Annotated in this window: 11 protein-coding genes; 7 read left to right on the top strand and 4 right to left on the bottom strand. The window is 68.6% G+C overall.

Annotated features, from left to right (window positions below; all coding sequences use genetic code 11):
* Nucleotides 1–35 precede the first annotated feature (35 nt).
* Complete coding sequence (locus AC069I_RS19765) at nt 36–2384, top strand: excinuclease ABC subunit UvrA (protein WP_478266155.1); 2349 nt, start codon at nt 36–38, stop codon at nt 2382–2384.
* Nucleotides 2385–2897: 513 nt separating this feature from the next.
* Here AC069I_RS19765 and yidC read toward each other — a convergent pair.
* Together yidC and AC069I_RS19775 are read right to left on the bottom strand one after the other, a co-directional pair.
* Nucleotides 2898–3677, bottom strand: coding sequence for a membrane protein insertase YidC (gene yidC, locus AC069I_RS19770; protein WP_478224656.1), 780 nt, complete (start codon nt 3675–3677; stop codon nt 2898–2900).
* Between the two features lie 66 nt (nt 3678–3743).
* Nucleotides 3744–4052, bottom strand: a complete 309-nt coding sequence (locus tag AC069I_RS19775) for a DUF6412 domain-containing protein (protein ID WP_478224657.1) — start codon at nt 4050–4052, stop codon at nt 3744–3746.
* Between the two features lie 63 nt (nt 4053–4115).
* On the opposite strand from AC069I_RS19775, the gene AC069I_RS19780 reads away from it, so the two are divergent.
* Nucleotides 4116–5735, top strand: a complete 1620-nt coding sequence (locus tag AC069I_RS19780; RefSeq protein ID WP_478266156.1) for an ABC-F family ATP-binding cassette domain-containing protein — start codon at nt 4116–4118, stop codon at nt 5733–5735.
* Nucleotides 5736–5862: 127 nt separating this feature from the next.
* Nucleotides 5863–6876 carry a YdcF family protein gene (locus tag AC069I_RS19785; RefSeq protein ID WP_478224659.1) on the top strand — a complete coding sequence of 338 codons (1014 nt, stop codon included), beginning with the start codon at nt 5863–5865 and terminating at the stop codon, nt 6874–6876.
* 681 nt (nt 6877–7557) lie between these two features.
* Here the strand turns inward: AC069I_RS19785 and AC069I_RS19790 are convergent.
* Nucleotides 7558–8478 carry a proteasome assembly chaperone family protein gene (locus tag AC069I_RS19790; protein ID WP_340683814.1) on the bottom strand — a complete coding sequence of 307 codons (921 nt, stop codon included), beginning with the start codon at nt 8476–8478 and terminating at the stop codon, nt 7558–7560.
* A gap of 106 nt (nt 8479–8584) precedes the next feature.
* On the opposite strand from AC069I_RS19790, the gene AC069I_RS19795 reads away from it, so the two are divergent.
* The gene (locus AC069I_RS19795; protein WP_478226419.1) at nt 8585–9124 is read left to right on the top strand and encodes a PH domain-containing protein; all 540 of its coding nucleotides are present in this window, start codon (nt 8585–8587) and stop codon (nt 9122–9124) included.
* Nucleotides 9121–10635, top strand: a complete 1515-nt coding sequence (locus AC069I_RS19800; RefSeq protein WP_478266157.1) for a PH domain-containing protein — start codon at nt 9121–9123, stop codon at nt 10633–10635. Before AC069I_RS19795 ends, AC069I_RS19800 begins: the two co-directional genes overlap by 4 nt.
* Here the strand turns inward: AC069I_RS19800 and AC069I_RS19805 are convergent.
* Nucleotides 10626–11534 carry an SDR family oxidoreductase gene (locus AC069I_RS19805; RefSeq protein ID WP_340683817.1) on the bottom strand — a complete coding sequence of 303 codons (909 nt, stop codon included), beginning with the start codon at nt 11532–11534 and terminating at the stop codon, nt 10626–10628. The two genes, AC069I_RS19800 and AC069I_RS19805, sit on opposite strands and share 10 nt — an antisense overlap.
* Before the next feature lie 111 nt (nt 11535–11645).
* Between AC069I_RS19805 and AC069I_RS19810 the strand changes: the two genes are divergently transcribed.
* Nucleotides 11646–12425 (top strand): IclR family transcriptional regulator, encoded by a 780-nt coding sequence (locus AC069I_RS19810; protein ID WP_478226418.1) that lies wholly within the window; start codon nt 11646–11648, stop codon nt 12423–12425.
* 134 nt (nt 12426–12559) lie between these two features.
* Nucleotides 12560–13054 carry a GNAT family N-acetyltransferase gene (locus tag AC069I_RS19815; RefSeq protein WP_478226401.1) on the top strand — a complete coding sequence of 165 codons (495 nt, stop codon included), beginning with the start codon at nt 12560–12562 and terminating at the stop codon, nt 13052–13054.
* Nucleotides 13055–13062 lie beyond the last annotated feature (8 nt).

The following is a 13062-nucleotide window of genomic DNA, read 5'->3' on the forward strand; positions in this document are numbered from 1 at the left end:
CGAAAACCGGCCACATCTCATCGTAGCCTCGGTTCATGGCGAAAGTTCAAGCAGACCGTGGCCGGTGGATCGCGGTGGAAGGTGCCCGGACGCACAACCTCCGCGACGTTTCGGTGCGGGTGCCGAAACACCGGCTGACGGTCTTCACCGGTGTATCCGGGTCCGGGAAGTCGTCGCTGGCCTTCGACACGATCGCGGCCGAAGCCGAACGCCTGGTCACCGGGAGCTATCCCGCCTTCGTGCGGAACCGGCTGCCCCAGCATCCGCCCGCCGACGTCGACCGGATCGACGGGCTGGTCTTCACCACGATCGTCGATCAGCGGCGGTTCACCGGCAACGCGCGGTCCACCGTCGGCACGGCGAGCGACATCGCGCCACTGCTGCGTCTGCTCTTCTCCCGCGTCGGCGAACCGAACGCCGGATTCTCGCCCGCCTACTCGTTCAACGATCCGGTCGGGATGTGCCCGCGCTGCGAAGGGCTCGGCGTGGTCGACGAAATCGATCTCGACCGGCTGCTCGACCGCTCGCTGAGCCTGCGCGAAGGGGCCGTGCGGTTCCCGACGTTCGCCCCCGGGACCTACCGGTGGAAACGGCTCGTCCACTCCGGACTCGTCGACCCCGATGTCCCGTTGGAACAATTGCCGTCGGCGAAGGTCGAAACGCTGCTGCACGCCGAAGGACTCCCCCTCGACTCCCCTGGCTCCGACTACCCCAAGCACGGTCTCTTCGACGGTATCGTCCCGCGGTTGCGCGACACGTACCTGCGCAAGACCCCCTCACGACTCACCGCCGAGGAACAGGAAGGGCTCGCCGGAGTCGTCACCCGCGGCGTCTGCCCGGAGTGCGCGGGAACCCGCCTGTCCGACGCTGCGCGCGGCAGTCTGATCGACGGACGGTCCATCGCGGACTGGTCGGCGCTGCCGGTCGGCGAATTGCGAGACGTCGTCGCGAAAGTGTGCGATCCGTCGGTGGCGCCGCTGCTGCGGGCGATCCGGGAACGCCTCGACGCCCTGGACTCGGTCGGTCTCGGCTACCTGAGCCTGTCCCGCGAGTCGAGGACGCTGTCCGGCGGCGAGGCCCAGCGCGTCAAGATCGTCCGCCATCTCGGCAGCGCGCTCAGCGACGTCTGTTACGTGTTCGACGAGCCCAGTACCGGCCTGCACCCGCACGACGTGCATCGTCTCCTCGAACTGCTGGCCAAGCTCCGCGACGCGCACAACACGATCCTCGTGGTCGAGCACCATCCCGCGGTCATCGCGGCCGCGGATCACGTCATCGACCTCGGGCCCGGCGGTGGTGACGGCGGAGGGCGGATCCAGTTCGAAGGCAGTCCCGGCGGACTCATCGCGGCGGGCACCGAGACCGGGCGGATTCTCGGTACCCCGCTTCACTTCCGGCAGCGGACGCGCACCGCGCGCGGCGCCGTGACGATCTCCGGCGCCCGCAGCCACAACCTGCGTGACGTCACCGTCGACGTGCCGCTCGGCGTCCTGACCGTCGTCTCGGGTGTCGCCGGTTCCGGCAAGAGCACCCTGATCACGGGTGAACTTCCCCGGCAGCATCCCGATTTCGCCGTCGTCGACCAGGCCCCGCTGCGCGGTGGCATCCGGTCCACACCCGCCACGGTGCTGGGCGTCGCCGAACCCATTCGCGAAACGTTCGGCAAGGCCACCGGGAAAAATCCGTCGTGGTTCAGCGCCAACGGCCGCGGCGCGTGCCCGGTCTGCAAGGGGAAGGGCGTCATCATCACCGATCTGGCCTTCCTCGACGACGTCCAGACCGGCTGTGACGCCTGCGGCGGCACCCGGTTCAACCCGGACGCGCTCGCCGCGCGCTTGAACGGCCGGACCATCGCCGACGTCCTGGCGATGAACCCGGCGGACGCCGCCGCCCTGTTCGGCGAGCGGTCAGCCACCGGCAGGCGGTTGCGCTGGCTGGACCGGGTCGGGCTCGGCTACCTGACCATCGGACAGAGCCTCGACACCTTGTCCGGCGGCGAACGGCAACGGCTGCTGCTCGCCCGCCATCTCGCCGACGCCGGCCCCGCGGAAGAACTGCGCCTGGTGCTCGACGAACCCACCGCCGGACTGCACGGCAGCGACGTCGACCGGTTGCTCGCCCTCTGCGACGAACTCGTCGACGGTGGCGCGACACTCGTCCTGATCGAACACGACCAACGGGTGATCGCGCACGCCGACCACGTCATCGACATCGGGCCGGGCGCGGGAGCCGACGGCGGGACAGTGGTGTTCGAGGGCACGCCGTCGGCACTGGCCGAGGACTCCGCGTCGATCACCGGGCGTCATCTGCGAACGCGTTCCCGGCGCCGGACGGCGCCGGGAACACCCACCCGCCCGGGAACAGTTCCCGGGCGAGCGCGATGATTCCCCATCGGGCTTTGCCCGGCACGCCGGTACCGAACAGTTCTTCGCTCGATCCCGTGTGATCTAGGCGACCAGCTCGCACTCCTGGTTCGCCTTCATCGCCTGGTCGAGCCGGGCACCTTGCCGGTCTCGACCGCGGGCACGTGCGTAACCAGGTCGACCCCGCTCAGGTCGAGGGCGGCCTTGGCGTATTTCACCCGCCCCTCGGCGGCAGGGTGCGGTACTCGGTCACTTTCCCCTGGAGTTCCCGGGAGAAGGCGAGCTCTGTCGTACCCCTAGGCCAGGCTGTAGACGACCAACCGCATGTCCTTGACCGCACCGCAGTACCCGCCCACCCAGGAGACCAACGCCGGATCCGGGCTGCTCGAAGACGGCGAGCGCCACGATCACCCGAATGCACGCTGTCATCCGGCTCTTCCTCCGGCAGACCGTAAAGCTGCGCGGCGGGACCCGTCCCGGCGGGAGGACGAAATGACCTGGTCGGCTACGACACCGAAAAGAACCGGTTCGCTCTCACCTGGCTTCCTCCCTGTCGACGATCCTGGTGAGGAAATACTGCTGTCCCAGCGTCCACACGTTGGTGGCCAGGAAGTACAGCAGCACCCCGATCGGCACCGGGAAGAACGCTCCCGAGACCAGCATGCCGATCGGCGCCAGGTACATCATCAGCTTGGTGATCCCCGCCGCCTCGGGGGCGGTCGCGGTCTGCCGGGTGAGTCCCGAGCGCATCGAGAAGAACGTGGCCAGGCTCGCGATCAGCATCAGCGGCACCCCGACGGCGATCATGTGGACGTGATCCGTGCCGAACGCGGCCAGCTCCCCCGCCGGTTGGGAAAGCCAGTTGCCGAGCTTCGCGCCGAAGAGGTCGGCGTTCAAGAACGACCGCACCCCGGCGTCGTCGAACACGTGGTTCGACTGCGCGCCCGGGGTGAAGTCGCGCAAAACCCAGTACAGGGAAAGGAACACCGGCAGCTGGATCAGCGCCGGGAGACAACCGCCCAGCGGGTTCGCACCGGTTTCGGCGTGCAGTTTCCGGATCTCTTTCGTCATCCGCTGGCGATCCTTGCCGTACTTGTCCTTGATCTCCCGCATCCGCGGAGCCAGCGCCTGCATGCGGCGGCCCGCGCGCAGCGCGGCGAGGGCAGGTTTGACCAGCAGCAGGCGCAGGGTGAAGACGAGGAAAACGATGGACAGCACCCAGGCCACACCGGAGTCGGGACTCGAAAAGACGCCGAAAACCTTGTGCCAGAACCAGAGAATGGCGGAAACGGGGTACAGGAAGACATCGAACATGACCAGGTCACTCCGTCGGTCGAAGGGGTATGGGCAGGAGTGACTGCCTCACCTTCGGACGGAAGGTCAGGCAGTCGCGATGCCCAGTGACGGAGCTCGGGGCCGGACGCGGCCACGCGCGTCGGGATCGCGCAGGCTCAGGAACAGCTGCGCGCGTTCGCGCAGGCTGATGGCGCGCACCCGCATCGCGGCGGCGGCCGGTTCCAGGCGGAAGTGCGCCGCCAGCGCGAGCAGGACGGCGGCGAGGGACGCGGTCAGGGCGGCGGCCAGGCCCAGCGGGTTGATCCCGCCGACGACCGGGAGCACGACGAACAACCCGGGCAGGAACAGCGCAAGCACCAGCTTGAGCCGCACGCCGAAGTAGGTTCGCTCCACGTCACCGACACTACCGGAGATATCGCGTTGCGTGATTCCCGGCGGCGCGGGCAGTCTGTCGAAATGGGTCACGTCGAGGTCGCGCACGTCGAGTACCACCTGCCCGACGGACGACTGCTTCTCGACGATGTCTCGTTCCGGGTCGGGGAGGGCAGCGTCTGCGCGCTCGTCGGCGCCAACGGGGCGGGCAAGACGACGTTGCTGCGGCTGATCTCGGGGGAACTGTCTCCCAGCAGCGGCTCGGTGACCATCAGCGGCGGGCTCGGGGTGATGCCTCAGTTCGTCGGCTCCGTGCGGGACGAACGGACGGTGCGGGATCTGCTCGTGTCGGTGTCGCCGGAAGCGCTCCGCGCCGCCGCCCGCGCGGTCGACGAGACCGAACTCGCCTTGATGGAACGCGACGACGAAGCGAACCAGATGGCGTACGCGCAGGCGCTCGGCGATTGGGGCGACGCTCGCGGCTACGAAGCCGAAGTCGTGTGGGACAAGTGCACGACGGCGGCGCTCAACCTGCCGTACGAGAAGGCGCGCTGGCGCGAGGTGCGCACGCTGTCCGGCGGCGAACAGAAGCGGCTGGTGCTGGAGGCGCTGCTTCTCGGCGGATCCGGCGTCCTCCTGCTCGACGAGCCGGACAACTACCTCGACGTCCCCGGCAAGCAGTGGCTGGAAGAGCGGCTGCGTGAGACCCAGAAGACCGTGCTGTTCGTTTCGCACGACCGGGAGCTTCTCGCGCGGGCCGCGAACAAGATCATCAGCGTCGAACCCGGGCCCGCCGGCGGCGACGTCTGGGTGCACGGAGGCGGCTTCGGCGGCTACCACCAGGCCCGCGCGGAACGCTTCGAACGCCTCGAGGAACTCCGTCGCCGCTGGGACGAAAAGCATGCCCGGCTCAAGAAACTCGTGGCCGACATGCGGCAGTACGCCGCGCGCAGCGACGAGATGGCGTCGCGGTATCACGCCGCGCAGACACGTCTGCGGAAGTTCGAGGAGGCCGGAGCGCCCGCCGCTCCCCCGCGCGAACAGAAGATCACGATGCGCCTGCGCGGCGGCCGGACCGGTGTCCGCGCCGTCACCTGCGAAGGGCTCGAACTCCGCGGCCTGATGAAACCCTTCGATCTGGAGGTCTTCTACGGCGAACGGGTCGCGGTGCTCGGTTCGAACGGCTCCGGCAAATCACATTTCCTGCGACTGCTGGCAGGCGAGGACGTCGCGCACGACGGACTGTGGAAACTCGGTGCCCGCGTCGTCCCCGGCCACTTCGCGCAGACGCACGCCCATCCCGAACTGCTCGGGCACACGCTTGTCGACATCCTCTGGACCGGCTACGCGCGAAGCCGCGGTCCCGCGATGAACATTTTGCGGCGCTACGAACTCGACGGCCAGGGCGACCAGCGGTTCGAGAAGCTGTCCGGCGGCCAGCAGGCGCGGTTCCAGATCCTGCTGCTGGATATCGGCGGCGCGACGATCCTGCTCCTGGACGAACCGACCGACAACCTCGACCTCGCCTCGGCGGAAGCGCTGCAGCAGGCGTTGGAAGCCTACGAAGGCACCACGATCGCGGTGACGCACGACCGGTGGTTCGCGCGCTCCTTCGATCGGTACCTCGTGTTCGGCTCGGACGGACACGTACGCGAAACCGCGGAACCGGTGTGGGACGAGCGGCCTGTGCAACGCGCCCGGTGACACACTCGGGCCAGGAAAGGCGACACACCCGCGGGAGATGCGCCCAGCGGTTCCGCCGTGTGTTTGAATGCCGCCGCACCGCGTGCCGACACCCGAGTGCCCGCATCGTCCCCAGGCTGGAGTTCTCGTGAAGGCCGCTGCAATCCCCTTCGCCATCGCGGCCTTGTGCTGCGCGGCGTTCCTCGTGAGCTTCCTGCGCGACCGACGCCGGCTGCGGAACGGCTTTTACCTCTTCTTCGCGCTGCTGTTCCTCGGCGTGACCTTCATCGCGCTGCTCGCCTCGGTGTCGCCCGAGGCGGCGGGGTTCGTCGCGGTCGGCGTGATCCTGATGATCATCCCGACGGTTCTGGCGCTCACGGTCTTCCTGATCTGCAACGGGATCACCATGCTACGCCGCGAGGGACGGCGGCTGGCCAACGTCCTCTCGCTGCTGACGGGGCTCGGCATCTGCGCGCTGATCGTCTTCAACGCGACGGTCACGCAACTCGCCTGGGAGCCGCTCGACATCGTCCGGGGCATCCTGAACGGAATCGTCGTCTACTTCTCGTTCCTCTTCGTCTGCTTCCTCCTGTACTCGGTCGTCTACGGCCGCATCCGCACCGAAAAGGGCGTGGACTTCGTCGTGGTGCTGGGTTCGGGCCTGCTGGACGGGCACCGGGTGCCGCCGCTGCTGGCGGGCCGCCTGAACCGGGCCAAACGCGTCATCGACGCCGAAGCCCGGCGCGGCCGGGAGCCGATGGTGGTCACCTCGGGCGGGCAAGGACCCGACGAGGACCTGCCGGAGTCCCATGCCATGGCGGGCTACCTGGTCGAAAACGGACTGCCGAGGGAGCGGATCCTCCTCGAAGACCGCTCGCGGACGACCTTCGAGAACCTCACCTTCAGCACCGAGATCATGAAGCAGCGGAAGGCGGACTACCGATGCACGGTGGTCACGAACAACTTCCACGTGCTCCGCGCCGCCCTCATCGCCCGCCGCGCCAAGGTGAACGGTCAGGTCATCGGATCGCCGACGGCCTGGTACTTCTGGCCGAGCGCCACCCTTCGCGAATTCGTGGCCATCCTGGTGGACCACAAGTACAAGAACCTGGTCTTCTGCGGGCTCATCGTGCTTTCGCAGGTCTCCCGTGCCTTTTCGTGAGTGGGTACCGTGTCTCAGGTACGTACTGCCAGGTCTCGTGAGTGGTAAGGACGGTTATTGAGGGAAAGGTCAAATGTGGCGTTCCGGAGTTGACGGCAGGAGCGGGACTCGCCGACCAGGCACCTTTCCAACTGTTCATAACGGACTTTTTCCGCGGTGACAGCGTCCGACTTGGGTGATTTGCACGGTTCGGCGAGGGGGTCGTGAGTGGCATTTCGGGTTCTAGCCCGAAACGCCACTCACGACCCCCTCGTGAAATCGCCCATCCGGGCATCAATCAGACATTGAGTCGGCGAAAAGTGTCCTTTGTGGACACTCGGGGGCGCGGTCGGCTCCTGTCGGCCAGTCCAGAACCACGGCCGCGAAGGCCGCCTCTGCCTTGAGCCAGTGAAGGGGTCCTTCACCGCAGAGGCTCGGTCACGCCACATTCGCCCTTCCCCTCAATAACCCGAAACACCACTCACGACGTGCAGCACCGGCGATGTCGCGTGATCCGGCGGACGACACGCGTGACTGGATGGACGACACACACGTGGCCAGGGGGCCGCCGCGAGTCGGCCGTCCAGTCACGCGTGTCGCCAGCGCACCGGCAGAACGCACCTAAGCGAGCGTGGCAGCCCCAGAGGTGGTGAAGGCCGCCCATCACCCCCAAGTACATGAAGACCAACGCTATTGGAGCCCTCAGCGCTCCGGGGTCTCCCCGCCGTTCTGCTCGGCCAGGAACCGCTCGAACTGGTTGCCCAGTTCCTCGGCGGTCGGCATGTGCTCGACCGACTCCGCGAGCAGGCTCTCCTTGCCGGACGCCTCCATGAACGTGTCGTACTGCTGCTCCAGCGCGCGTACGACGTCGGCGACCTTCTCCGATCCGGCGACCTGGCGGGCGATCTCGGCCTCCGCCTCGTGCGAGGCCTCCCGCAGGTCCCCGTCCGGCAGGTTCAGCCCGGTCGCCGCGGCGACGGCGCCGAGCAGGTTCAGCGCGGCGCTCGGGTACGTCGAGTCCGCCAGGTAGTGCGGCACGTGCGCCGCGAACCCGGACGCGTCGTGCCCCCACTCGCCGAAACGGAACTCCAGCAGCCCGGCGATACTGCCCGGCACCTGCATCCGGTTCGGCAGCGGACGGTGTTCGCCGACGAGTTCGTTCCGCGTCGCGTGCGCGGTCACGCCGAGCGGGCGGGTATGCGGCGCGCCCATCGGGATGCCGTGGAAACCGGTGGTGAGCCGGACGTCCCAGCGTTCGACCAGCCCGCGCACGGCCGCGCAGAACCGCTCCCAGTCGTGGTCCGGTTCCGGCCCGGTGAGCAGCAGGAACGGCACGCCGTCGGCGTCGTGCAGCAGGTGGACGACCAGTTCGGGGGCGTCGTAGGCCTCCCAGTGGTCGATCGAATAGGTCATCGCCGGGCGGCGCGAGCGATAGTCGATGAGGCGGTCGACGTCGAAGCGCGCGATCACCCGGTGCTCGGAGGAGTTCAGCAGCTGCTCGGCGACGAGCTTGCCCGCCGAACCCGCGTCCATGAAGCCGTCGAAGTAGTGCAGGAGCACGGCCCCGCCGAGGTCAGGGACGTCCGAGTCCACCTCGTACAGGTCTTCCGGGTCCAGCGCCACCAGATCCTCCAGGTTTCGTGGGTACGACCGTCTAGCAGGTGGCAACGCCCCGATAGGGGGTATCCATTCCGCCGACGGTGGCTTGGATCCTATCGGTCCGTGACAGCTGTCGTGGGCGGTCCACTCGGACGTGGTGCAGGCTGGAGGGGTGACAGAAGAGACGCTCGGCCTGCGCCCGCCCGCCAACCGGGTGAGCAGGCGCGCCATCGGCTACTGGACGGTGTGGGCCGCGGTCGGCTGGGTGATCCTCATCGGCGCGCAGGCGGTGTTCGTGATCACGAGCGACGACGCGCCGACGTGGCTCACGGTGACCTTGACGATCTCCTGCGTGGTCGCGCCGCTGCATCTGCTGGTCATGCCGCAGTGGCGCTACCGGGTCCACCGCTGGGAGGTCACCGGCGAGGCCGTGTACACCCAGGAAGGCTGGCTCAGCCAGGACTGGCGGATCGCGCCGATCTCGCGGATCCAGACCGTCGACATCGAACGCGACCCGGTCGAGCAGTTGTTCCGGCTGGCGAAGATCACCGTGACGACGGCGTCGGCCGCGGGTCCGGTCAAGATCGCCGGTCTCGACCACGCCGAAGCGCTGAAGCTCGCCGCGGAACTCACGAAGACCACGCAGGCCACTCCCGGTGACGCGACATGAGCACCGAGGCACCACCGGACGCCGCCGTCGGCCAGTGGCGCCGGCTCGATCGCCGGATGCTGCTGATCAGGCCGGTGCTCGACGTCGTGAAATCACTGCCGGTGCTGATCGGGACGGTGGTCCTCGGCCGGGGCAACGGCTGGGAATGGTTCGGGCTCGGCGTCACCGCGCTGACCGTGCTCGTCGGTGTCTCGCACGTGCTCACTTCCCGGTACCGCATCGCCGACGGCCAGGTGGAATGGACCACGGGACTGTTGCTGCGCAAGCATCGCGCGATCCCGCTGGACCGGGTGCGCACGGTCGACGTCACCTCGGAACCCAAGCACCGGTTGTTCTCCCTCAGCGCCGTGCGCATCGGCACCGGACGGCATTCGCCCGCCCAGGGCGCGAACGGCGATCAGCTGGTGCTCGACGCCGTCAGCCAGGCCGAGGCCCACCGGCTGCGCACGGTTCTCTTGCACCGCAAGGAGACCACTGAGACCGCCCCGCCTCCCGAGCAGGTCGTGGCCGAGGTCGACCGCAAATGGGTTCGGTACTCGCCGTTCACGCTGTCCGGGCTCGCCGTGGCGGGCGCGATCTTCGCCGCGGTCTGGCATTTCGCGCACCAGCTGAACATCGCCCCGGAGAACGTCGGCCCGCTGCGGGATCTCATGGACGATCTGGCGAACACGGCGGTGTGGCTGATCGTGGTCGTCGCGGCGGTCGCCCTGCTCGTGGTCGTCTCCCTGCTCTCCGTCGGCGGCTACGTGCTGTCGTTCTGGAACTTCAAGCTCACCCGGGAGACGGAAGGCACCCTGCACGTCCGGCGCGGGCTGATCACCACGCGTTCGGTGTCCATCGAAGAAGACCGGCTTCGCGGCGTCGAGGTGAAGGAGCCCCTGCCGCTGCGGATCGCCGGCGGGGCGCGGCTCACCGCGATCGTGGGCGGGCTGCGTGAGGGCAAAGGCGGGGACAAGGGCGGTGGGCTTCTGCTGCCGCCGGCGCCCGTCGGCCGGGTCCACGAGGTCGCGGCCGAAGTGCTGCGGGAGAACTTCGACCCGGCCACCGTCCCGCTGAACCGGCATCCGTGGCGGGCGCTGACCAGGCGGCTCACCCGCGCGGTGGGTGGCGTGCTGATCCTGGCCGCCACCCTGTTCGGCTTGGCGTGGATCGATTTCCTGCCGTCGTGGATGTGGCAGGTCGCGCTCGGCCTGGTCCCGCTCGCCGCGCTGGTGGGCTGGGACCGCCACCGCAACCTCGGCCACGCGATCGTCGGGCGGTACCTGGTCAGCCGATCGGGTTCCCTGGCGCGGGCGACGGTGGCGATCCGGCGCGAGGGGGTCACCGGCGTCGTCGTCAGCCGTTCCTTCTTCCAGCGCCGTGCCGGATTGATCACCGTGACGGCCCCGATCGCGGCGGGCAAGGGCGGTTATCAGGTGGTCGACGTCGGCGAATCGGCCGGGCTGGCGATGGCGGAGCAGGCCGCCCCCGGCCTGCTCACGCCGTTCCTGCGCCGGGAGGTTCAGCGGTAGCCGGTGACGTCCGCGGGCAGACCGGGGTCCTGGACCTCGACGAGATAGCGCCAGCAATCGGGACGGCTGCCGTCGAGGTCGGTGAATCCGTATTCCTTCGCCAATTCGCCACTGGACACCGATTTCCCGTTCCAGCGGGCGACTTCCGCGTCACCGGCCAGTGCGGCGACCGCCCGGCCGACGAACGCCGGGCTTTCAGAAATGGCGAAATGCGGCTGCACCTTCGTCGCGTCCCGCCAATTCTCTTCGGTCACCCGATAAGCGTCGAGCATCGCTTCGGAACGCAACCAGCCCGGCGTGACGGCCACCGCGGTACCGCCATGCGGTTCCAACTCGTGCCCGAGCGCGAACGCCATCCGGTTCACCGCGGTCTTGGCGAGGTCGTAGAAGAACGAAACCCGGTAGTTCTCCGAGTTGTACCCGGCGGTCCCGTCGTTGACCTCGACGACCAGCGCGCCCGGATTCCTGATCATGAGCGGGAGCGCGAAATGGCTGGTGATGGCATGGGTGTCGACGGCGAGCCGCAGCGTCCGCAGCCCGACGTCCAAAGTGGACTCCCAGACCGTCTTGCCCCATTCGATGGGCGCCCCGTAGATATCGTTGACCAGCACGTGCAACGCGCCCTGTTCGGCGTCGATCCGTTCCACCAGTTCGCGGACCTGGTCCGCCGCCAAATGGTCCACACCGATCGCGATCCCACGCCCGCCCGCTTCGTCGACGAGCGCCGCGGTCTCCTCGATCGTCTCCGGGCGATTCATTTCCGATCGCCGGGAACCGGTACTGCGACCGGTCGCGTAAACGGTCGCGCCCGCGGCGCCCAGCTGGACCGCTATTCCCCGCCCGGCCCCGCGAGTCGCCCCGGCGACCAACGCGATCTTGCCTGCCAAGGGCTTTTCCATGGGCCGAACCTAGCAAGAAGTCCGCTTGTTCGTGGACCAAAGACCCTGGTCGGCAATTCACACAATGTGCTAGTTTCTTGACTCTTCGTGATTCTCCGGCGAGAGGTCGAGATGACGCCTGCCGCACGATCCCTGGACACCACCGCCCCGCCGAAACGCACCCCCGGCGCCAGCAGCTCGCGCAAAGTACTGCAGCTGCTGCTCTCCTTTTCCGAACGCCGCTGGGACGCGAGCGTCGCCGAGCTCGCGGCGAGGATCGGCACCCCGGTCGCCACGACCTATCGCTATGTCGCGCTGCTGAAGGAACTCCAGCTCCTGGAGGAGGGCCGGACGGGGCGCTACCACGTGACGAGCCAGGTGATGCCGCTCGCGCGGGCCGCGCAACTGGCCAACGACCTCGCCCGGCTGGCCCGTCCGGCGATGGAGGAGGCGGCCCGCGACCTCGGCGAGACAGTGCTGCTGTTCCAGCATTTCGGCGAATCCGCGGTCTGCGCGGACCGGGTCGAATGCGAACGCGCGATGCGCTTCACCTTCCAGCCGGGGCATTCAGTCCCGCTCGGCACCGGCGCGTCGGGCAAGATGCTGCTCGCCATGCTGCCGGAGGGCGAACGCGAAAGGCGCCTTTCGTCGATCGTCCAGCGCCGCGGCCCGAGCGTGCGGGAAGAGGTCAAACGCGCCGGGGCGAACCGGTTCGCGGTCAGCTGGGGCGAGCTGGACGACGGCGTCTGGTCGTGTTCCGTGCCGATCCCGAGCACCGGGCACCGGCCCGCGGTGCTGACACTGGCCGCCCCCGCCACCCGGATCGGCGACGCCGCGAAGCGGGCCGCGATCGTCGCGCTCCAGTCGTACGCGAGAAGGATCCACCGCGCCGTCTCATCGTTCGCCCTCTGATCACGCGAGATCGCCCTCCAATCACGCGAGATCGCTCCCCAATCACGCGAGATCGCCCTCCAAACACGCGTGTCCCCCGCCGAAGCCCCTAATTCACGCGCCTCCACGCGCCGCGGCGAGGTAGAACTCGATCCGTGATCCGACTCGCCACCTCCGAAGACCTTCCCGTACTCCAGGACATCGAACGCGCCGCCGGCGAACCGTTCCGCGCGCTCGGCATGGCCGCGATCGCCGACGACGACCCGCCATCGATCGCGGACCTCACGACCTTCCAGCGCGCGGGCCGGGCCTGGGTGTGGGACGCGGGCGACGGGCCGGTGGCGTACCTGCTCGCCGAGGTCGTCGACGGCCACGGCCACATCGAGCAGGTGTCCGTCCACCCGGATCACGCGCGCCGGGGCCTCGGGCGGCGGCTGATCGAGCACGCCGCGGAGTGGGCTTCGCGCGAAGGGCTCGCCGGGCTGACGCTGACGACGTACGCCGAGGTGCCGTGGAACGCGCCGTACTACGCCCAGCTCGGCTTCGCGACGCTCGACGAGGAGACCCTCACAGAGGGCCTGCGTGCCGTCCGGGACCACGAAATCGCCCGTGGCCTGGACGCGTGGCCACGGGTGACCATGCGTCGATGACCCGCGCG

The organism is Amycolatopsis sp. NPDC043885, from assembly GCF_056435685.1.